General features: G+C 73.2%; 18 protein-coding genes and 1 pseudogene. 7 read left to right on the top strand and 12 right to left on the bottom strand.

All coding sequences use genetic code 11. The features are described 5' to 3' along the window. Positions 1-40: 40 nt before the first annotated feature. Together WME97_RS34140 and WME97_RS34135 are read right to left on the bottom strand one after the other, a co-directional pair. Positions 41-1,771, bottom strand: a complete 1,731-nt coding sequence (locus WME97_RS34140; RefSeq protein WP_437543793.1) for a hypothetical protein — start codon at positions 1,769-1,771, stop codon at positions 41-43. 377 nt (positions 1,772-2,148) lie between these two features. Next, positions 2,149-4,692: an alpha/beta fold hydrolase gene (locus WME97_RS34135; protein WP_437543791.1), complete on the bottom strand. Its 2,544-nt coding sequence runs from the start codon at positions 4,690-4,692 to the stop codon at positions 2,149-2,151. 233 nt (positions 4,693-4,925) lie between these two features. Between WME97_RS34135 and WME97_RS34130 the strand changes: the two genes are divergently transcribed. Next, positions 4,926-5,258 carry a transcriptional regulator gene (locus WME97_RS34130; protein WP_437324296.1) on the top strand — a complete coding sequence of 111 codons (333 nt, stop codon included), beginning with the start codon at positions 4,926-4,928 and terminating at the stop codon, positions 5,256-5,258. Between the two features lie 25 nt (positions 5,259-5,283). Here the strand turns inward: WME97_RS34130 and WME97_RS34125 are convergent, their stop codons facing one another. Continuing rightward, positions 5,284-6,282: a hypothetical protein gene (locus WME97_RS34125; protein WP_437543789.1), complete on the bottom strand. Its 999-nt coding sequence runs from the start codon at positions 6,280-6,282 to the stop codon at positions 5,284-5,286. A 334-nt stretch (positions 6,283-6,616) separates the two neighbouring features. Here WME97_RS34125 and WME97_RS34120 point away from each other — a divergent pair, with 334 nt between their 5' ends. Together WME97_RS34120 and WME97_RS34115 are read left to right on the top strand one after the other, a co-directional pair. Next, positions 6,617-7,228: a hypothetical protein gene (locus tag WME97_RS34120; protein ID WP_437543787.1), complete on the top strand. Its 612-nt coding sequence runs from the start codon at positions 6,617-6,619 to the stop codon at positions 7,226-7,228. A gap of 214 nt (positions 7,229-7,442) precedes the next feature. Beyond that, entirely contained in the window at positions 7,443-8,879 is a 1,437-nt protein-coding gene (locus WME97_RS34115) for a cytochrome P450 (protein WP_437543785.1), read from the top strand. 54 nt (positions 8,880-8,933) lie between these two features. On the opposite strand, the gene WME97_RS34110 is transcribed toward WME97_RS34115, so the two are convergent. Next, positions 8,934-10,265 (bottom strand): cytochrome P450, encoded by a 1,332-nt coding sequence (locus WME97_RS34110; protein WP_437543783.1) that lies wholly within the window; start codon positions 10,263-10,265, stop codon positions 8,934-8,936. 205 nt (positions 10,266-10,470) lie between these two features. Then, the gene (locus WME97_RS34105; protein WP_437543781.1) at positions 10,471-10,848 is read right to left on the bottom strand and encodes a Nif11-like leader peptide family RiPP precursor; all 378 of its coding nucleotides are present in this window, start codon (positions 10,846-10,848) and stop codon (positions 10,471-10,473) included. Positions 10,849-11,223: 375 nt separating this feature from the next. On the opposite strand from WME97_RS34105, the gene WME97_RS34100 reads away from it, so the two are divergent. Beyond that, on the top strand, positions 11,224-11,733 hold the full coding sequence (locus WME97_RS34100; RefSeq protein WP_437543779.1) for a MarR family winged helix-turn-helix transcriptional regulator: 510 nt from the start codon (positions 11,224-11,226) through the stop codon (positions 11,731-11,733). Further along, entirely contained in the window at positions 11,730-12,383 is a 654-nt protein-coding gene (locus tag WME97_RS34095) for a hypothetical protein (protein WP_437543778.1), read from the top strand. The genes WME97_RS34100 and WME97_RS34095 overlap by 4 nt, the downstream gene beginning before the upstream one ends. Before the next feature lie 86 nt (positions 12,384-12,469). Here WME97_RS34095 and WME97_RS34090 read toward each other — a convergent pair. From WME97_RS34090 to WME97_RS34080, 3 genes and pseudogenes are all read right to left on the bottom strand, one after another. Further along, a pseudogene (locus WME97_RS34090) lies at positions 12,470-12,619 on the bottom strand (SRPBCC family protein); the annotation flags it as partial. Next, positions 12,616-12,966, bottom strand: a complete 351-nt coding sequence (locus WME97_RS34085) for an ArsR/SmtB family transcription factor (RefSeq protein ID WP_437543776.1) — start codon at positions 12,964-12,966, stop codon at positions 12,616-12,618. The gene WME97_RS34085 and the pseudogene WME97_RS34090, both read right to left, overlap by 4 nt. 41 nt (positions 12,967-13,007) lie before the next feature. Next, positions 13,008-13,487: a VOC family protein gene (locus WME97_RS34080; RefSeq protein WP_437543774.1), complete on the bottom strand. Its 480-nt coding sequence runs from the start codon at positions 13,485-13,487 to the stop codon at positions 13,008-13,010. A 320-nt stretch (positions 13,488-13,807) separates the two neighbouring features. Here WME97_RS34080 and WME97_RS34075 point away from each other — a divergent pair, with 320 nt between their 5' ends. Both WME97_RS34075 and WME97_RS34070 read left to right on the top strand, forming a co-directional pair. After that, entirely contained in the window at positions 13,808-15,139 is a 1,332-nt protein-coding gene (locus WME97_RS34075) for an aminotransferase family protein (RefSeq protein WP_437543772.1), read from the top strand. A 107-nt stretch (positions 15,140-15,246) separates the two neighbouring features. Then, positions 15,247-16,062 carry a Uma2 family endonuclease gene (locus tag WME97_RS34070; protein WP_437543770.1) on the top strand — a complete coding sequence of 272 codons (816 nt, stop codon included), beginning with the start codon at positions 15,247-15,249 and terminating at the stop codon, positions 16,060-16,062. Positions 16,063-16,179: 117 nt separating this feature from the next. Here the strand turns inward: WME97_RS34070 and WME97_RS34065 are convergent, their stop codons facing one another. The 4 genes from WME97_RS34065 to WME97_RS34050 all read right to left on the bottom strand — a co-directional run bounded on the left by WME97_RS34065 (position 16,180) and on the right by WME97_RS34050 (position 20,752). Next, positions 16,180-17,466, bottom strand: coding sequence for an RNA polymerase sigma factor (locus WME97_RS34065; protein ID WP_437543768.1), 1,287 nt, complete (start codon positions 17,464-17,466; stop codon positions 16,180-16,182). 78 nt (positions 17,467-17,544) lie between these two features. Further along, positions 17,545-17,970 carry a YciI family protein gene (locus WME97_RS34060; RefSeq protein WP_437543766.1) on the bottom strand — a complete coding sequence of 142 codons (426 nt, stop codon included), beginning with the start codon at positions 17,968-17,970 and terminating at the stop codon, positions 17,545-17,547. A 197-nt stretch (positions 17,971-18,167) separates the two neighbouring features. Then, on the bottom strand, positions 18,168-19,142 hold the full coding sequence (locus tag WME97_RS34055; RefSeq protein ID WP_437543764.1) for a tetratricopeptide repeat protein: 975 nt from the start codon (positions 19,140-19,142) through the stop codon (positions 18,168-18,170). A 23-nt stretch (positions 19,143-19,165) separates the two neighbouring features. Then, positions 19,166-20,752, bottom strand: coding sequence for a serine/threonine-protein kinase (locus WME97_RS34050; protein ID WP_437543762.1), 1,587 nt, complete (start codon positions 20,750-20,752; stop codon positions 19,166-19,168). Positions 20,753-20,767 lie beyond the last annotated feature (15 nt).

Raw genomic sequence — 20,767 nt, 5'->3', positions numbered from 1 at the left:
ACCTTCTGCCCGGCGCCTCGAGGCGCCAGGACTCCGCAGCTCAGGGGTGCGCCGCGGCCGGGCAGGAGGGATCGGTCGTCGCCTCGACGTCATCCACGTGCAAGGCCTCGTCGTCGAGCGGCGCATCGCAGGTGCCGCTGGCTCTTATCTTGAAAGAGATCGGCTGGGGCATGCCCGCCGTGCGCGGATCCAGGCAGAGCGTCTGTTGCGTCCAGCGCTCGCTGGCAGCCAGGGCGCCTCCTGGCGTCGAGGAGGCGGTCGCCGCGAGGAGGTGGCTCGTGCGGTACCAGAACTTCAGCGCTGGACCGGCCGTCCCCTGGGGCTCGGGGACGGTGAACACGGTGGAGGCCGAGGGCTCGCGGCACGGCTTCCGCACGGACAGCGAGAGCGAGACGTCGCCGGCGTGCGCGGCCGCTGAGTCGACGGCGAGCCTGGCGCTGCCGCGCGCGGGGTCCTCCGCGTTGAGGACCCATGTCGGCGAGAGGCCCGCGTCGGCGCCGGGGTTCTCGAAGCCGGGGTCGAAGAGCGGCGCGTCCCCGGGGCAGCGGTCGTCCGAGACGATGGCGAGATCATCCACCGTGAAATCCCGCTTGTTCTCGTCCATGCACGGCTGGCTGTGCCGGTTGCGGAAGCCGAACGCGAGGCGGTGCGCCATGCCGAGGGCCCACCGGGGCAAGCAAACATGCGAGACCTGCGCCTCGCCCGTGCCCGTCAGGGCCGTCAGCCGGTGCGTGCTCAGCATCACGTCGACGATCGACCCTGGGCTGCCACGGCTCCAGATGCGGAGCGCCGGGCTCGGCAGCGCGGCGGACGGCAAGGGCGCCGAGAGCGTGCCCTCGAGCGAGGGAACCTGGCAGAACAGCGTGGTGGCGAGATGTCCGCCCTTGCCGCCGCCCTGGCCCAGGCCGGGCTCGATCTCGGCGACGCCGCCTTCGGCGGACGCCTTCCAGCCGGCGGCCCCTGCTTCGAAGTCGCCGTTCAGCACCTGGCCAGGCGGCGGGCACTCGTTCATTTCATCAGGCTGAAGGGCGACGTCATCGAACGTCAGCGTGAAGTCCTGTCCGGTGTCCTCATCGCACAGGGGAGAACGCCGGGCGGGCCCGAGGAGCAGCTCGATCGGCCTGCCGTAGGCGCGCTCGCCCAGGCACACGCGTTGCGGGGCAAAGGACGAAGAGGGCATGAGATCGAGGTCGGTGATCCCTCCGTCGATCCGGACCCCGACCCCCGGAGGGCCGAGGCAGTCCATCGCGAGCTCGCAGCCGATGCGCGCGGCGAACGTGAGGAGGAGCGGCCCGGCGCACGCGAGGTCCGGCATCGAGAGGCGCTGATAGAAGCCGGCCATCTGGCACACCGCGTCTCTCCCGATGATGCCGGCCCCGGGGTTGCCGTTTCCCTCGACCTCGGGGGAGACGAGCGCCGCCCCCGTGGTGCTCCACGTATCCGAGCGCTGGAATGAGGGGTCCTCCGGGCCTCCCCGCCAGTCGCAGTCGCCGTCGACCATCGGGTCGTCATCGGCGCAGGCGCACCCCGAAACACATACGCTGTCTGCGCAGCGGAGCCCGTCGTCGCACTGGCCCAGAGACCCACACGGACAGCCTTCCTCACCAGGAGGGCAGTCGGCGCCCCCGCCCTCGCCGCCTGCGTTTTCGGCGCCGCTCCCGCTCTCGGCGCTGCCGTCGCCTCCCGCGCCGCCGGGGCCTGCCGCGCCTGCCGCTGCGCCGGCGGAGCCCTGCTCCGTCCCGGAGCAAGCGCTCGCGAGTACGCCAAGCACGGCAGCGATACAGCAGGTCAACGGGCGTGACCATCCCATCATCAATTCAAGCTAGCGGTCGAATCACAGGACCGCAAGGTAGATAGGATGTTTCTGCATTCTCTGGCGAGACAGAGATAAGGAGAACTCTCAAGTCGTATCGGGCGAGGCCGGAGACGCGGACGTCCGCACGCTGAACTCGAGCTCATCGGCTCATCGGCGCATCGTAGCGCGGGCAAACATCGGTTGAGGAAGCGCAGCGAGCGCGAGCGTCCGAGAGGCGGGCGCGCGTCTGACGGCCCGCGCGGCTCGTCGTGCGAGCCCAGGAGTGTCCACGAGAGCTCCGCGGCGCGAGCCGGGCGACGACGCACCGCGTGCCTGGCCCCGCGCCGAGCGCGTCAGCCGCCGGAGGCGGCGCCGAGCGCCGCGGAGGGCACGAGGCTCGAGACGGGGCTCCCCCCGGCATCCGCGCCAAGGAAGGCCCGCAGCTCGGCGAGCAGCGGACCTGACTCGCCGACGAAGGGGAGGTGATCGTCGCCCGGCAGCTCGACGTGGCGCGCGCCGCGGATGCGGCCGGCGAGGTCGCGCCCGGCCGCCGCCGGGACGGCCCGATCGCCGGCCCGGTGCAGCACGAGCGTCGGGGCGCTCACCCGGCCAAGCGCGGACCGGACGTCGGCCGCCGCGTGTGCCCGGAGCATGCGCGCCGCCCCGCCAGGGCTCGCGCCGTGGCGCAGGTACGCGGCCCAGAAGCGCCGGAATGCGTGGTCATCCGCCGCGGACGGGGCCAGGCGATCGAGGAAGAGCGGCTCGCCCCAGCCGCTCCGCAGCGCGCGCTCGGCGTCCTCGCCGGCGAGCCCGAAGAGGCACCCCGGCCAGGCAGACATCTGTGCCGCGCTCCCGAGCGCGATCAGGGCGCGCGCCCGCGCCGGGTGCGCCGCCGCGAGCAGCGCGCACGGCGCGAACCCGGCGCCGACGCCGAGGAGCGCGGCGCGCGCCACGCCGGCCGCGTCCAGCACCGCCAGCAGATCCTCCGCCTGCTGCTCGGCCGGAGCGCCCGCGCCCTCGCGCTCGCTCATCCCGGTGCCGCGCTGGTCGAGCACGATGAGCCGCGCCCACGCGGCGAGCTCGGCGAAGAACCGGGAGATGAGCGCGCCCTCCCACGCGGCCTCCACGTGCGTCACCCACCCCTGGACCAGCACCAGATCGATCGGCCCGGCGCCCGCGATCCTGTAGGCCAGGCTCGCGTCGGCGCTCGTGGCGAGGCGGGTCTCCGCGGCGTGCAGCCGCGCGGGCGCCCGCGTGGAGGAGACCACCCCCTCCCGCGCGGCCTCGAGCCCGCGCCGCATCGCCTCGGCGACCTGCGCGTACGCGCCCGCCCACGCCCGCGCGGTCACGGGCGACCACGCGTCCCCTTCGAGCTCCTCGAGCGCCTCGAGCAGCGCGCGGCCCACGGCGTCGAAATGCTCGGGCAACGCGGCGTACGCGGCGTGGCGGCGACCGAGCGCCTCGAGCATCTCGACCAGCTTGTCCGGCGCGCGCAGGTTGTCGACGACGAGCTGCAGCGCCGCGGCGAGCTTGAGCCGCTGCTCGCGCATGTCCGGCGGGAACAGCGCCCGGAGCGCCGGCTCGCGGGCGAAGAGCCGCTCGTAGAAGCGCGTCACGAGCGCCTCGGCGCGCGGGGCGAGGCGCTCGAACGAGGCGCGCACGACGTCCGCGCCCGCGTCCTGCGCGCTGGCGGGGGGCGACGCGGGGCGGACGATCTGGAACGCCCGGCAGAGCGCCTCGGTCTCCTCGAGCGCGGCCTGCACCTCCTCGGCCGACGCGAAGCGCGCCTCCGGCTCGCGCAGGACGCAGCGATCGATGACGGCCGCGAGCATCTCCGGGACGTCGGGGCAGATCGAGCGCAGCGGCGGGAGCGCCCGCGCCGTCACCCAGCTGGCGATCGCGTGCACGTCGAGCCCCGCGTGAGGCAGCCGGCCCGCGCACAGCTCGTAGAGGACCAGCCCGAGCGCGTAGACGTCGGAGCGGGGCGTGCCGGCGGTGCCCGCCCAGAGCTCGGGCGCGAGGTAGAGCGGCGTGCCCATCATCATGCCGCCGTCGGTCAGGCTCGCGGTCCCGAGCGCGGAGGCCGCGTCGAGCGCCACCGGGATCGCGGTCGTCAGGGCGGACATGTCCGCGAGCGCCCACGGCGCGGGCGTGACGGCGGAGCTCGGCGCGGCGCGAGGGCCCGCGTCCAGGGCGGGGGCGCCGGGCCGGTCGGCGAGCTTGGCGAGGCCGAAGTCGAGCAGCTTCACCTCGCCGCTCGCGTCGAGCATCACGTTGGCCGGCTTGATGTCGCGGTGGAGGACGCCCCGCCGGTGCGCCGCGGCGAGCCCGCGGGCGAGGCCGAGCGCGAGGCGCAGCGCGGCGGGCCACGGGATCGGCTTCGGGAGCAGCTCGAGCGGCTCGCCCTCGACGAACTCGTAGGCGATGTACGGCCGCCCGCGCACCTCGCCGATCCGGTAGACGGCGACGACGTTGGGGTGCTGGAGGCGCGCGATCGCGCGGGCCTCGACGCGCAGCCGCTCGATGGTCCTGGGATCCGGGCTGTCCGCCGCGACGAACTTGAGCGCGACGGGCCGGTCGAGGACCTCGTCGTGGGCGAGGTACACCTGCCCCATGCCCCCGCGGCCGAGCGGCCGCACCACGCGGTAGTCGTCGAAGGCCGAGGGCGGCGCCCAGGAGAGGGGCGGCGGCGGCGGCCGCTCGCTCGCGCCGAAGCGCTGGTGCATCGTGTTGAGGAAGAGCGGCGCCCCGAGGTCGCTCTCGCTCGGGCGCGTCGAGAGCCGCGCGCGGCAGCCGTCGCAGCCGGCCACGTGCCCGCGGATGCTCGCCGCGTCGTCGTGCGGGAAGTTGCCCGCGAGCCAGGTGGCCAGGGCGTCGTCGGACGGGCACGGGATCATGCGCTGCTGTTCTCCGGAGCGGCATTCTCCGTGCGCGCTGTGGGCAGCGCAATGCCCGCGCGGTCTGTGCCGCGCTGCGCTGCTCCGCCGTCGTGAGAGGCAGCACCTGTGCGCCTGTCGTGGCCGTGCGGCGCTGGAGCGCGGCGCGAGCCCGGCGCGCGAGCGCGCTCGCGCGAGCCGCGAACGATCGGCGCTGGACCGGCGCCGCCGCGGTGTCACGCTCGCGGAGAGCGATGAGCGACCCGAAGCCACCGCCGAGCCCAGCGCCCCGGTCGGAGACGGTGCGGCAGGCGCTCCTGGAGGAGCTCCGCAGGGGAGCGGCGACCGCGTGGGAGCTCTCCACCCGCCTCGGGATGCGGGAGCGCGACGTGGCGCCGCACCTCGAGCACCTCGCGCGCTCGTTGCGGGCGCGCGGCGAGCGGCTCTCGGTCGCGCCGGCGCGCTGCCTGCGCTGCGGCTACGCGTTCGACGAGCGGCGGTCGCTCGCGAAGCCGAGCCGCTGCCCGGCGTGCCGGGGGGAGCGCATCGAGGCGCCGCGGTTCCGGATCGACGCGGGCGAAGGGTGAGGCTCCCGGGCGGCGGCGGCGCTCCTCACAGGGCCGGTCGATCGGGCGGCTCCGGGCGCTCGCGCCGCGCGGCGCGGGCCTCCACCTCGCCGAGCAGCCGCGGGCCCGCGCGCTCGCCCGCGCCCGCGAAGAACGCGCGGGCCTGGGCGAGGTCGCCGTGCGCCGCGTAGAGCTCGACGAGCTCTCGCTCCGCGGCCTCGTCGATCGTCGCCTCCAGCGAGCCGGCGCGCGCGGGGCCGAGCTGCACGATGGCGCGCAGCGCCCTCATGGCCCCGTCGGTGGCGTCTCGGCCGCCGAGGCCCCGCAGGCTCCACGACTTCACGTAGAGCGCGCGCTTGCGGACCGGCGCCCCCGCGTCGCCGCGGAGCGCGCTGTCGCAGGCGCTCACCGCCTCGTCGAGGCGCCCCGCGGCGAAGGCCAGGTCGGCCAGCGCGAGGTAGGCCTCGGCCGCCTCGCCGGACGCGGGGTGCTCGAGGGCTAGCTGGCACAGCCGCGCCTCGGCGCCGCGCGCGTCCCCGCCGTCCTGGAGCGCCCGCGCGAGCGCGAGGAGCGCTCGAGGCCGCTGCTCCGCTGCGCGCAGCGCCGGCGCGTCGACGAGCGCGGCGTAGGCCGCCGCGACGCCCGCCCGCAGCCGCGCGGCCTCTGCTTCGAGCGCCGCCCGCCGCGCCGCGCCGCGCGCGCCGGCCGCGCCCGCCTCCGCGGCCTGGTCGAGCACGAAGAGCTGCACGCCGATCACGCGGTAGCGCCCCGCGAGCGACTCCGCCTCACGGAAGATCGGCTCTGCCGCCGCGCTCGCGCCGGCGTCTGCGCCGTCCGCGCCGCCGCGCGCGGCGGGCGCCGGCCCTCCCGCGCTCGCGCCGGGGGCCGCGCCGCCGCGCGCGGCGAGCGCCGGCGCTCCCTGCGCGGCGCACCCCGCCGAGGCGAGGGTGAGCGCCATGAACGCGGCGACCCGCCGCGCCGCGGCTCTGCGCCGCTCCGTGAGACTGCTGGCGGTCTTCGCTGCGCGCTCCACAACCCGTGACACGTCTTCTCCTCGTGATTCGCCGCTGGCAGAGAGGCCGAAACGCGGCGCGCTTCGTGCCGAACGGCGCGGGAAGATAACCGCGCCCGCCCAAGGGACCAGGGCAATCCACCGCGGGCGCGCCGATTCTCTCTATGAACCACGCGGAGAACAGCGCCTTTCGAGCGCCTTGCGCGGCGGCGCACACGCGGCGCGCGGGGCGGAGCGACGCGCCGCAGAGCTCGCACCTCCAGCGCGCTCCGCCTCGGCCCATGCATTGCGTCTCGGCCTTCATCGCTCCGCGCCCGGACCGGCGCTTCACACCGGGCGGGGGCGTATCCGGATGGAGAGTCACGACATGGCGACAAAAGTGAACTGCCTCCCGTTCACGATCCCCACGATGCCGCGCCTCGGGCTCGCCGACCTGGAGGCGCGCTTCCGACGCCTCTCGCTCCTCATGTACGACACGAAGGTTCCGATCGTGACGCTCGAGAAGGAGGTCTATCCTTACCTTGCCCGTGGCATCGAGTTCGTCAATCCATGGCGGCGCGTGCGCGGGATCGAGACGTACCAGGTCGGCCTCTCTGGATCTCGCGTCGGCGGCCGTTTCGACCTCGACGTCTCTCAGCTGAGCGTCCGGCTCTCCGAGCCGCGTGACGAGGGCCGCGCCCTGGTCGACAGCACCTTGTACCTGCGGCTGTTCCCGCGCTGCGCGTATCCCGTGCGGGTGATCCTGACCTACGATTTCTGCATGATCGACGGCGGCGAGAGCTTCGAGATCACGCGCCACGAGGAGATGTGGCGCATCGGGGACATTCTTCGGAGCGCTCCGCTGCTGGGCCGCTCCTACGATGTCTTCCGTTCCTGGTCGGGTTACCTCTTCACCGGCGCGCTGCTCCTGTCCCGCGCGGTCGCTGTCCGTCCGCCTGCCGCCGAGGCCGCGCGGGGCGAGCCAGAGCCGTCGCGCTGACGCCGTGCGCGGCCGCGCAGCCGTGGGGTCGCCACGAGGCCGAGCGCCGCTCGCTTGAGCGCGGGCCGGCGATCTCTCGGAATCGACGAAACCGACGGAACCGACGGGACCGAGGGAACCGAACGCCGGTCCGCGTGTCGGAATGTCCCCGGCGCCCTGGTCTTCTCCGGCCGGGGACATCCCGACAACCCTCGTTCACTCACGGAGCAGCTCGATGGGAAATCTGCCGCCCGGGCCGAAGTCGCTCAGCCTTGTGGATACCATTCGTGCAGGATTCATCTCCTCCGAGCCCGTCTTCAGGCGTTACGCCGCCGAGTACGGCCCCACGTTTCGTCTGAGGTCGCCGAACGGGATACTGACCATCACGGGCGATCCGGAGGCGATCCGCGCGGTCTACACGGCCGACCCCGACGAGTTCGATGTCTGGGGTGTCCAGCTGACGGAGCCGGTCTTCGGGACCTCGTCGGTGGTCGTGACGGCGGGCGCGCGCCACCGGCGCGATCGGCGGCTGATCGCCCCGCCGTTCAGCGCCGGCGCGATGCGGGGTTATGGCGGCGCGATCGCGGACATCAGCCTGGACGTGGCGTCGCAGTGGCGGCCTGGCCGCTCGTTCTCGATGCTCGCGGCGACCCAGGCGATCGCGCTCGACGTGATCGTCCGCGTGGTCTTCGGCGTGCGGGGCGAGGCGCGCGTCGGCAGGACCCGCGAGGCCGTGCTCGGGCTCATCGAGTCGCTGAGCCCGAGCTTCATGATCATCCCTGCGCTCCGCCGCGACTTCGCCGGCTTCGGCCCCTACGCGCGCCACAAGCGCGCGGCCAGGGCGCTCGACGCGCTGCTCTTCGAGGAGATCCGGGCGAGGCGCGCGGAGGGGGACGCTTCGCAGGACATCCTGGGCCTGATGATGAGCGCCCGCCACGACGACGGCGCGGGCATGAGCGACGTCGAGATCGCGGACCAGCTCCGGGCGCTCCTGTTCGCTGGCCACGAGACGACGGCCATGTCGCTCGGGTGGGCGATGTACTGGCTGCACCGCGAGCCGGCCGTGCTCGCGCGCCTCCTCGACGAGCTCGACGCGCTCGGTCCCGCGCCCGAGGCGGACGCGCTCGCGTCGCTGCCGTACCTGGAGGCGGTGTGCCTGGAGGCGCTCCGCCTCCACCCGCCGGTGGTGGACGTGGCCCGCGTCGTGAAAAGGCCGTTCCAGCTCAAGGGCTATACCATCCCGGCCGGCGAGGCGATCGCCGCCTCGCCGCTGCTCCTGCACGGCCGCGAGGATCTCTACCCGTCGCCGGAGCGATTCCGCCCTTCGCGGTTCCTCGATCGGAAATTCACACCCTTCGAGTTCATCGCGTTTGGCGGCGGCGCCCGCCGGTGCCTGGGCGCGGCGTTCGCGATGTACGAGATGAAGGTCGCCCTCGGCACGATCCTCGGGAGATACCGGCTCCGGCTCGAGAGCCAGGCGCCCATTCACCACGTGCGCCGCGGGCTCACCATGGGGCCGAGCGGGGATGTGGCGATGATCCTGGAAGGGAAGCGCGAGCGAGCGAAGGCGGAAGGCCGCCCGGCTGCGGTCCAGGGCAGCCCGGCGGCGGAGCCGGCGCTCCGGCCCGCCGCGCCGCAGCCGGCAGGGCGGTGCCCCATGGGCTTCTCCTGAGCGTTGCTCACCGGGTCTCCTTACGCGCGGCCGGCCGGCGGCGCGCTGTAGCCTTCATCCCGTCAGCTCGTGCTCGCGGGGACGCCGATCCGGCCTCCGGCGGCGCTCCACGACGAGCGGCAGCCCATCTCGCGGCACGAGCGCCCGCCGGCCGCCTGCGCCCGCTTCGTACCCTGCGGGCAGGTCGAACCGGAACTCCCGCACCAGCGCCGCCAGCATGAGCTTCATCTGCAGCACGGCGGTCCGCTCGCCGATGCACTTGCGCATGCCGAGCCCGAAGGGAAGGAACGCCGAAGGCGGGCGCTCCTCGTGCCATGGCGAGCCCGGCTCGAAACGCTCCGGGAGGAACGCCTCCGGGCGCTTCCAGTACCGCGGAAGCCGCTGCATGACATACGGGCTCACGAGGACCTCGTCTCCCGCGCTCACCGCGTGCGGCCCATGGCGGAACTCCCTCCGCGCCTCGCGCGCCAGCACCCATACGGGCGGGTGCAGCCGCAAGGTCTCCTGCACCACCGCCGACAGGATCGATGCGCGCTCCACCTCCGCTTCCTGCGCGCCCATCCCCTGCGCGCCGATCGCGTCGAGCTCCTCCTCGAGGCGCCTTCGCACCTCCGGGCGCTGCGCGAGTTCGTAGAGCGCCCATGCCGACGCCGCGGCCGTCGGCACGTGCGTCACCAGCATCATCACGACCTCGTCGATCAACGCTTGTTCGTCGATCTGGCCGGCGTCCACCGCGCGCACGAGCGGATCCAGCAGATCGGTAGTCCCGCGGTTCCCGGCCGCCCTGCGGTTCTCTGCCGCCGCCAGGATGGACGCCGCGAGCGCATCCCTCGCCTGGCCATAGGCCATCTCGTCGTCTGCGGCGTGCCCGAGCCACGCTTCCACCCGGGGCAGCTCGGTCGCGATGCGTTCCACGACCTGCTCTCCCGACTCCCCGAGCAGCAGCATCGACGCGCTCCGGAGGGCGACGTCCTCGAGCACCGGCAGCACCGCGCGCGCCTCGCCTGTGCGCAGCCGCGCGAGCGCCTCGCGCACCACGCGTGCGGCCCCCTCGGCGCGCGCGAGGAGCGCCTCCCGATGGAACGCCGGCGCGAGCGCCCTCCGGCGTTCCAGGTGCTCACCCCCCTCGAGGCGGGCGACGCTCCGCGGATAGGCGTCCTGCATCCGGTGCGGCGGCGTCTTGTCCGTGAAGCCCTCCCGATCCACGAATATCCTGTGGATCGCGGCCGGATCCGCGACGGCAAAGCACTTCTTCAGCCCCAGCCGGAACTGGAAGAAATCGCCGTGCGCCAGCGTGCCGTCCAGCAGGAAGGCGAGGGGATCCGCACGGAACTCCGGCCAGGAGCCGTGCAGAGGGTGCCCTTTCGGACCGGGGGATCGGATCATGGCCAGTTCTCCTGGGAGCGCAGAGCCGTCGTTTGCAGTTGAGGTCGCGACGATGAGGACGGCGCCTCCGTCCGCGTCTGCCGCGAACGCCGCCGTCGGGATCGCGCACCCTTGCGAGAGCGGACGCCGGCGGCCCGACCCGACACCTGGCGTGAGCGTCGGGAGGGGCGCCGGCGTTCCGCCATCAGGGGCGCGCGGACGTCGTTCAGGAAGACAGCTGGGCGCCGGGGCTCGAGGAAGCGCGAAGGCTCAGGTACACCGCCGCGTGGCTCAGGTCCGAAGGCGCGCGGAGGCTGAGATAGACCACCGGATACCCGAAGTCATAGGCCGACGCGCCGGGCTGCGCGCGCACGTGCTCCTCGTACGCCCTCTCGAGCTCCTGCGCGGTGCACGGGCAGCCCGCCTCGGCGGCGATCGTGAGGATGCGCGTCATATCCCCATCGGCCTCGGCCATCTTCTCCGCGAGGTGCTCGTCCGCCTCGACCCGCGCCAGAAACGCGCGCGCGTCGCTCCTCGTTGCGCCTCCTGCCATCGTCCCCTGGTTCGTGCTCGAAACACCGATCGTGGTGAGTTGTCCAGTCATGTGCGCAGACCTCCTTCGGGTCCCTTGAGGCCGCGGAACCGCGGCAGCGGCGTGCCGCGCGGTCCGTCGTCTCCCTCCCCCAGAGCAGGTCCCGCGCCAGCGCTGCGGGCACGCGAAATGGCCGGCGATGGCGGTCCTCGAGAGGCCCGTTGTGCGCGTCCTCGCGCGAATTGCGCGAGCGCTCGCGCAACTCGCGCGAGGGCGCCTCTCTCACCGCCCCAGGGGCCCGCCGACCTGCTGGCGCTCGCGCACCCGGAACCGGAACCGGAACCGGAACCGGAACCGGAAGTAGAGGCGATGTCGAGGACCGGGCGCCGCCCCCCTCGCCGCACGCACCGGCCCGGCGAGGGGGCTCTCCCGGCCCTGCGATCCCACTTGACAATATTAGTTAGCCTTACTAACTATTGGGTGACCGACACGCTGACCGTCTTCACCACGCTGCTGCTCGCGCGGATCGCTCGCGTGGATCGCACCGCCTTGCAGCTGATTCAGGAGCGCCTCGCCGAGCGGGGGGTCACGCTCGCGGAGTTCCGCCTGATCGGCGCGCTGCTCGGAGAGCGCGTGGGGCTCACCCAGCGCGAGCTCGCCGAGCGCCTGCAGATCACAGCCGCGTCGCTGTCAGCCCTCGTCGGCCGCCTCGAAAAGAAGGGGATCGTCGAGAGGAACCCCGACGAGAGCGACGCGCGCGCCTTCCGCGTGCGCTGCTCGCCTCAGATCGCGGAGCACGACTGGGTACAGGACGTGGTGGTCGAGGTGGAGCGCCGCGCGACGCGGGGCATTCCGGCCGCAGAACTGGAGACCACGAGGCGTGTCCTCGCCGCCATGATCGGCAATCTCGAGATCGACGACACGCCCGTTCCATCAACAAGGAGGAGAGAGAAATGAAGCTCGCACGCGCCCTCGTGGTGTCCTTCTCGACGGCAGCAGCAAGCGGCTGCGGGGGTCTGCCGCCGTCGTCCCTGCCCCCGATGACCACGGCCGTGGCCGAGCCTGAGGTGACGCTCGTCTGGGTCGGCCGGGGGGAGAGCGAGCGCTTCGCGGAGGGGCAGTGGGTCCGGACGCCCGAGTCCGACTACGATTTCTCCGTGGTTCAGCGGCGTTACAGGGGGCGCTGGGACTCCATCAAGCAGATGCACCGGCGGCACCCCGGCTACGACGGATCGGCCGGACCTCGAGATCAGGTGCTTCATTTCGCGCTCGAGGTCGGAGCGATGCGGGGCTCGGACGTGCCGGTGATCATCCGCTCGACCCTGGGAGACGGCGAGGGGCGGGCGGATCCGGAGTTCCGGCGCAGCCAGCTGGAGATGCGCGCGCGCGACGTCAGCTCCTTTGCTCCGTTCAATGCCTACCGCATCACGCAGCAGTACCAGTATGGAGAAGGCAAGCTCGTCGAGACGGTCGAGCTGATCGAGCGTGACGGCGAAGGGCGCGAGAGTCCGTTCGTGCGAATCCGCGAGCGGGCGGCGCTCTTCGCGCCCACGTCCTTCGAGCAGCCCCCGACCCACGCGGAGGCGGTCAGCTCGCTCCGACCCTGATCCGCCGGTGGATTGATCCATCCTCGCGCCAGAGAGCCGGCGGCCCGCTCGGCTTTCGCGCCTGTCGACGCGGGCTACGGGGCCGGATCGGTCCGGAGCTTGAAGCGGTGGCCGAGCTCGGGGCGAAAGTCGTTCTGCATCAGCCACTCGGCGATGAGGGCCGGGTCGGTGAGGGCGCGCCAGACGAGCTCGGGCGGGTGAGGGTATTCGCGGGTGATGCGCAGGTCGCGTCTCATGATCTGCCCCCTCTGCGCGCGATGTCCGCCTCGCGATCGTGCAGCGCGCCGAGCGCGTCGAGCTTCTTCGCCCAGAATCGCTCGTAATGAGCGGCCCAGTCGTAGACCGCGCGCAGCGGCGCCGCCTCCACGTGGTAGAGCCGCGAGCGCCCCTCCCGGCGGGGCGCGACGAGCCCGGCGTCTCGCAGCACCCTGAGGTGCTGCGAGATCGCCGACTGGGTCACGTCGAACATCGCGCATAGCTCGGTGACCGAGCGCTCCCCGCCGGCCAGCGCGTCGAGGATCGCGCGCCGCGTGGGGTCCGCGAGCGCGCGGAACGTCTCGTCCGGGGAGCGCGCGTTCGTCACCTCACGTCACCTCACGTCACCTCGCGCCACGTCGCACGACCTCACGTTGCCGCGGGGAAGTGCTTCTTGGCGCCGGCGTCGAGCTCCTCCTGCGTGGCCGCCTTCTTCCGCGTCGCGAGCGACCAGCGGTGGCCGAACGGGTCGGTCATGATGCCGTATCGGTCGCCCCAGAACATGTCCGCGAGCGGCATCTCGACGCTGGCGCCCGCCTCGACCGCGCGCTTCCAGGTCGCGTCGACGTCGGGCAGATCGAGGTGGAGCGTCACCGCGGTGCCGCCGAACGCCTTCGGCGTGCGGCTCACCCCGCCGCACTGCTCCGGGAAATCGTCGCTGAGCATCACGAGGCCGCCGTTCACCAGGAGGGCCGCGTGGATGAGCTTCTTGCCGTCCGGCGTCGGCTGTTGGGCCACCACCGTCGCGCCGAACGCGCGCTGGTAGAAGTCGATGGCCGCGCGGGCGTCGTCGACCGTCAGGTAGGGCGAAACAGGGGGAGGAGCGGGGGGTTCGTGGCTCGTGGTCATGCGCCGCATCATATTAGTGAGCTCTAATATGTCAACCGACCGGCACAGCGGCGAGCTCGCCCGCTCAGGGACGGATCACGACCGTCCTCGGTGATGGGATCGCGCGCGGCGCCGCGAGCGCGCTCGATCCGTCCGAGCATCGCCGCGGCGACGGCGAAGCGCCGCGCGGAATCGCGGGCGCGCTGCACGGAATCGCGGGCGCGCTGCACGGAATCGCGGGCGCGGCGCGCGGGAGCGGGCGAGCGGCGCCGGGGAATTCGCGTGCGAGGAGGTCTGATCACCCTCTACGCTGAGCGCCTCCTCGAACCGCGAAGGTTGCCATGAGCGATGACATCGTCGAGCTGACCACGAAGCACACGTACGGCACCTGGCGCGCCCAGCGCGGCTGGAAGCCGATCCATGTCACCCGCGCGGAGGGCTGCGCGTTCTGGGACGCGTCCGGTAAGCGCTACCTGGACCTGTCCTCGCAGCTCATCTGCTCGAACCTCGGTCACCAGAACGAGGCCGTGATCGAGGCCATCTGCGCGCAGGCGAGGCAGCTCGCCTACATCAGCCCGGCGCACACGTGCGAGGTCCGGGCCAGGGTGGCGCAGAAGCTCCTGGAGGTGATGCCGAAGGGGCTCGACAAGTTCTTCTTCGCGACGTCGGGCACGGAGGCGAACGAGGCCGCGTTCAAGATGGCCCGGCTCTACACCGGCAAGCACAAGATCATCGCGCGCTACACGTCGTACCACGGGTCCACCGCGGGCTCGGTCGCGGCGACCGGCGACTTTCGCCGCTGGTTCATCGAGCCGACCGGCAAGATCCCGGGCGTGGTGTTCGGCCCGGAGGTGAACTGCTACCGCTGCCCGCTCGGCCGGAGCCACCCCGAGTGCGGCGTCGCGTGCGCCGATTACCTGGCTTACATGATCGACCACGAGGAGAACGTCGCGGCGGTGATCGTCGAGCCGGTCGTGGGCACGAACGGCGTCCTCATCCCGCCGGCCGACTACCTGCCGAAGATCGCCGAGGTCGCGCGGAAGCGCGGCGTGCTCCTCATCGCGGACGAGGTGATGAGCGGCTGGGGCAGGACCGGAAAGTGGTTTGCGGTCGATCACTGGGGCGTGGTGCCGGATATCTTGACGACCGCGAAGGGCGTGACGAACGCGGCCGCGCCGCTCGGGGTCGTCGCGACCTCCCGCGCGATCGCGGACTACTTCGACGACAACATGTTCGCGCACGGCCACACCTACGAGGCCCACCCCCTCACGCTGGCCCCGGTGATCGCCGCGATTGACGAGTATCGCCGGCTGGACCTCCTCGACCGCGCGACGAAGATGGGAGACGTCGTGGGCGCGAAGCTCCGCGCCCTGAAGGAGAAGCACCCCTCGATCGGCGACGTGCGCGGGATCGGCCTGTTCTGGGCGGTGGAGCTCGTGAAGGACCGCGCGACCAAGGAGCCGTTCAACGTGCCGCAGGACAAGGCAGCTCGGCGGCCCCTGGTGGTCGACGCGGTGGTCGCCGAGGCGGCGAAGCGCGGAGTGTCCCTCATGGGGTGGGTGAGCCACCTGCTCGTGGCGCCGCCGCTCATCATCAGCGAGGCCGAGATCGACGAGGGGATCGCGGCGCTCGACGCGGCGCTCGACGTCGCGGATCAGCGGCTCTCGGGCTGAGGACCTCGAGCGCGAGGCGGCCCTTCACGGGCCGCCGGAAGAGCACGTCTGTGGTCGCGGCGAGGGCGCCCGGCGAGGGGGCGCGGCGACGTGCTAGGATCGTGGGCATGACTGCACGCACGAACGGCCTGCCGACCCGTCCGCCCCGGAACACGGGGCCGATCGAGCTGCGCGATTTCGGCCCGACCGGCCGCCGTCTGGGCACGCCCGACGACTGTTACGACGGCAGCCCGTGGGAGCTGCACCGCGGGGAGCTGATCGAGCAGATGGGGAGCAAGGATATCCATGGCATCGTGATGGCGCTCCTCGCCGCCCTCTTCCGCACGCACGCGCGCGAGGGCTCCACGGTGATGACCGACGTGTACTGCGATCTCAGCGACCCGGCTGGGCCGTCGCTCCGGGCGCCGGACGTGGTGGTGGTGGGCGATCTCTCGTCGCCGCGGAACGACGCCTACCGCGGCACGCCGCTGCTGGCCGTGGAGATCCGGGGCACGCAGTCGAGGCGCTACCTCGAGGAGAAGGTGAAGCTCTACCTGGAGCACGAGTGGCCGTGGGTGTGGATCGCGCACGCGGAGCGGCGGGAGCTCGAGGTCGTGCGGCCGGGGACGGCGTCGATCACCTACCGTCCCGGCGCGGAGGTGCCCCTCCTGCCCGAGCTGGGCAAGCACGGCCTCGGCGCCGTGCCGGTCGCGGCGCTGTTCGAGGAGCGCGACGCGGCGCGGTTCACGGACGAGTGGGTCGAGGCGCGCACCCAGGCGCGCGCGATCCTCGCGGTGCTCTCGGCGCGGGGGCTCGCGGTGCCGGAGGCGGTGCAGGCGCGGGTGCTCGCGTGCGGCGAGCCCTCAGCGCTGGAGCGATGGCTCGTCAGCGCGGCGACGGCGGCGAGCGGGGCGGCGTTCGCGGCGGCCGTGGATCGAGGGTGAGCCGGCGGCTGTCCGCCGCTCGGTAGGGGCGGCGGCCGAGGGCCGCGCCCTTCGGGGAGCGCTCCTCGGCGCGGAGGCAGTCCGTCACCGCGACGGCGGCGCCGGCCCCCGTCGTCATCACCGCGACGGCGGCGCCGAGGAGCCGCCCGCGCACGCGGCGGCGCGCGCGAGGAGCAGGTCGCGCTCGCGCGCGTTGCGCGTGAGCGACGCCGCGCGCTCGAGCTCCGCGCGCGCCTCGTCGAGGCGGCCGAGCTTCGCGAGGAGGTCGCCGCGCACGCTCGGCAAGAGGTGGTAGCTCTCGAGGGAGCGCTCCGAGGTCAGCGCGTCGACGACGGCGAGGCCCGCCGCCGGGCCGAACGCCATCGAGAGCGCGACGGCGCGGTTCAGCTCGACGACGGGCGACGGCGCGACCTGGGCGAGCGCCGCATAGAGCGCCGCGATGCGCGCCCAGTCCGTCTCCTCCGCGGTGCGCGCGCGCGCGTGGCAGGCGGCGATCGCGGCCTGGAGCGCGTAGGGACCGCGCGCGCCGCCGAGCGCCTCGGCGCGCTCGAGCGCCGCGAGGCCGCGGCGGATCAGCAGGTGATCCCAGCGCGCGCGGTTCTGAGCCAGGAGCAGGATGGGCTCTCCCGACGGTCCGACCCGCGCCCTGGAGCGCGAGGCCTGGATCTCCATCAGCGCGACGAGGCCGTGGACCTCCGGCTCCTTCGGCGCGAGCTCGGCCAGGATGCGGCCGAGGCGGAGCGCGTCCTCGCAGAGGGCAGGCCGCATCCAGTCGCCGCCGGCCGTCGCCGAGTAGCCCTCGTTGAAGACCAGGTAGATGACCTGGAGCACCGACGAGAGGCGGGGCGCGAGCTCGGCCCCGCGGGGGACCTCGAAGGGGACGCGCGCCTCGGCGAGGGTCCGCTTGGCGCGGACGATCCGCTGGGCGACGGTCGGCTCCGGGACGAGGAACGCGCGCGCGATCTCCTCGGTCGTCAGCCCTCCGAGCAGGCGGAGCGTGAGCGCGACCTGCGCCTCGGTCGAGAGGACCGGATGGCAGGCCGTGAACACGAGGCGCAGGAGGTCGTCGCCGACGTCATCGTCGAGCGCGGCGTCCAGATCCGGCGCGGCCAGCGCGTGCTGGGCCTCGATCTCGTGGCCGAGCTCCTCGTGCTTGCGCTCGATCCGCTTGCTCCGGCGGAGCTCGTCGATCGCGCGGCGCTTCGCGGTGGCCATGAGCCAGGCGCCCGGCTTGTCCGGGACCCCCGACTCCGGCCACCGCTCGAGCGCGGTGACGAGCGCGTCCTGCGCGAGCTCCTCGGCGAGGCCGACGTCGCGCACCATCCGCGCGAGACCGGCGATGAGCCTGGCCGACTCGATGCGGAAGACCGCGTGGATGGCGCGATGCACCTCGGGGGCCGTCACGGCGCCCGATCAGAACACCTTCCGCCGCGGGCGCAAGCCCCCCCCGCCGCCGGCGCATGCCCCCGAGGCGCGCCGAGGCTACTTCTTCTGGGCCCCCTGCGCGCGCAGGCGCTCCTCCTGCTCCCTGAGCTCGGGCGTGAGCGCAGGACCGAAGTCGTCCGGCGTGAGCACCTGGCGAATCTCGATCTCGGACTCCACGAGCATGGGGTTGGGGCAGCGCTTCACCCACTCGATCGCCTCTTCCTTCGACTTCACGTCCCAGATCCAGAAGCCCGCGATCAGCTCCTTCGTCTCGGCAAAAGGCCCGTCGATGACGGTCCTCTTGTCGCCCGAGAACCTGATGCGCGCGCCCTTCGCGCTCGGGTGGAGCCCCTCGCCCGCCACGATCACGCCGGCCTTGACGAGCTCCTCGTTGAACTTCCCCATCTCGGTGAGGAGCTGCTCGCTCGGCATGACGCCCGCCTCGCTGTCCTTGGTGGCCTTGATCAGGATCATGAATCGCATGGTCGTGTCTCCTTGCTTCCTTGGTGGAGCTGGGCTCCGGAGGGTCTCTTGCCCGGGGCGAACCGTGGCTTCATCGTCACGACGAACGGGGGGGCGCGGGATCGACACGCCGGGCGATCTTTTTTGATATCTTTCCAAGATCTCGTAATTGTTGATGATTCGAGCGGCTGACCCGCCCGCCGCGCCGGTTCGGGCCCTCAGAAGCGGCTGCGCAGCAGCGCGCCGCCGCCGCCGGGCAGGATCGCGGGCGCGAGGGCGACCGAGCTGCGCTGCTCCGGCGACGTCAGGAGGAGCACCAGGCCAGCGCCGATGCCGACGAGGCCGACCGCGCCGAGCACGGTGCTCGTGGTGGTGAGCGTCTGGCCCCGCGAGCTGAGGGACATGCCGTCGTCGCTGCACCGCGAGGGATCCGGGCATTCCTTCTCGAGATCGCCCTTCGTGCCGAGCGCGAGCCCGCCCGTGATGAGGCTCCCGCCCACGGCCGCGGCGCCGACGCCGCCGATGACGAAGCCGAGCGTGCGCTTGAAGCTCGAGGGAGCGGCGGGGGTGGGGGGCGGCCCCGAGGAGATCGCGGGGTCCTGCGGCGCGTCGGGTACGGGGACCGGAGGCGGCGCGGCGGCCTGCGGCGGATCGAGGCGCACGACGTTGCGCGCACCCTCCGCGAGGGTCACGGGCGCGTCGGTCTGCCGGCCGCCGGGCCATCGCGCGACGACGGCATGGTTCCCGGGGTCGAGCGGGAGCTCGCTGCCGATGCTGGCCTGCGGCAGCGGCGCTTGATCGAGGAGCAGCTCCGTCGGCGCCGGTGCGCCCGCCGGGAGCTCGATGACCAGCCTGGGCACGCGCGGCTCGAGCTCCCGGATGCGCTGCTGGGTGATGGCCATACGGGGATCGCCGGGCGTCAGCTGGGTGAGCAGCTCCTTGAAGTGCTGCCACGCGCTCGCCACGCGCCCGAGGTCCGCTTCACACTGGGCCAGGTTGAGCAGCGTGCCGCGCGACGGATAGGTCGCCTGGCTGCGGCGGAAGAGCGGAATCGCGTGCGCGCAGCCTCGCGCTTCGACCGCTGCGCGGCCCTGCTCGAAGAGCTCCTGTGCCTGGGCCTTCGGATCGTTGGGCTGCGCGGAAGCCGAGCGGCTCATCGCGCAGAGGGCGGCGCAGAGGGCGGCGCACCGCATCGCGCGAGTACCTCTTGTTCGTCTCAGTCCCATTTGTTCCAAGGATCCTCGGTCTTGATCTGCGTCTTGACCTGTGAGGACGACGGCGGTCTGGCCGTGCTCACGGCGTTCGCGCTCGGCTTCACCGGCGGTGTCGCCGCTGTCGACGATGCCGCTGCCTTCACGCTGGCGTCCGGGAGGGCGCTCGCGACCGGCGCTGCGCTGGCCTCGAGCGCAGCGCTCGCGGTCTCGATCGCGGCAACGGTGGGGGTCGCCGTCACCCCGCCGGCCGCGCCGGGGGCGCTGGCCGCGCCGGGGGACGCAGGCCCGAGCTCGGGCGCGGCGCTCGATGAGGCCACGGGCGAGTCGCTGTCTGGGGACCCGCTCGGCGTCAGCCGCCACGCAAGGAAGATCCCGGTCAGGACGAGCGCGCCGGCGGCGCCTGCCAGCAGCGCCACGCGGCTGCGCGGCGCCCGGGTCCGCGTCGTGTTGCCCCAGGAAGCGTGCGGCAGCGTCGCGTGCGCCGTGCCCGCCGCCTCGCCCCCGGACGACGACGGCGTGTCCGGGCGGTCCGGCATGGGCGCCGTCGCGGCCTCGGCCGCTCCGGGCGCTCCACGCCACGCGGGCGAGGACGCGCCGAGCGCGCCGGGCGCCGCGGGGGGAGCGCCCACCGGCGGGTACCCGGCGCGGGAAGCACGCTCCGGCAGGATCCTGTCGATGCTCTCGAACGAGAGCCGCCCGCGCTGCGTCCCGAAAGGCGCGAGCACGCGGCCGATCTCGGCGACGCTCTGGACGCGGGCGCCCGGGTCCTTCGCAAGGCACCGGCCCACGAGCTCCCCGACGGCAGGCGGCAGGTCCGGCCGCAGGGCCAGGACGGCGGTGGGCGCATCCATGATGATGGCCGCCGTGACCGCGGTGATGCTGTCGCCCTCGAACGGGTGCCGCCCGGTGAGCATGCGATACAGGATCACGCCGAGAGCCCAGATGTCCGTGCGCACATCCGCGTATTTCAGGCTGCGAATCTGCTCCGGCGACATGTAATGGATGGAGCCCATGATGAGGCCCGTCGCGGTGAGGCTCGCCTCTTTGACAGAGTCGCCCGTGGCGGTGAACTTCGACAGGCCGAAGTCGAGGACCTTGAGGAGGGGAGTCCCGTCGGGGCGGCGGGTGAGGAAGAGGTTCTTCGGCTTGAGATCGCGGTGGATGATGCCGCGCGCGTGGGCCTCGGCGATCGCCTCGCAGGCCTGGAGCACGTAGTCGGCGGCGTCGGCGAGCGGGAGGATGCCGCGGGTCTGGAGCACCTGGCCGAGATCGTCGCCGGTCAGGTACTCCAGCACCATGTAGGCGGCGCCGGTGCCCAGCGTGCCCATGTCGAGGACACGCGCGATGTGCTGCCCGTCGAGGGCCGCGGCGGCGCGGGCCTCGCGGAGGAATCGAGCGCCGGCGTCGGGGAGCGCGGCGGCCTCGGGGAGGAGGAGCTTGACGGCGACGCGGCGCTCCAGGACGACGTCCCAGCCCGCGAAGACCACGCCCATGCCCCCCGCGCCGAGGACGCGCTCGATGCGGTACTTGCCCGCGAGGACGTCGCCGGGAACGGGGACGCCGGAGGGGGCGGCGGGCTGCTGCGCCATGGTGGGAGGAGAGCG

The organism is Sorangium sp. So ce367 (assembly GCF_051520455.1).
Classification (GTDB): Bacteria; Myxococcota_A; Polyangia; order Polyangiales; family Polyangiaceae; genus Sorangium; species Sorangium cellulosum_B.
This window is presented reverse-complemented; position numbering and strand designations above follow the sequence as displayed.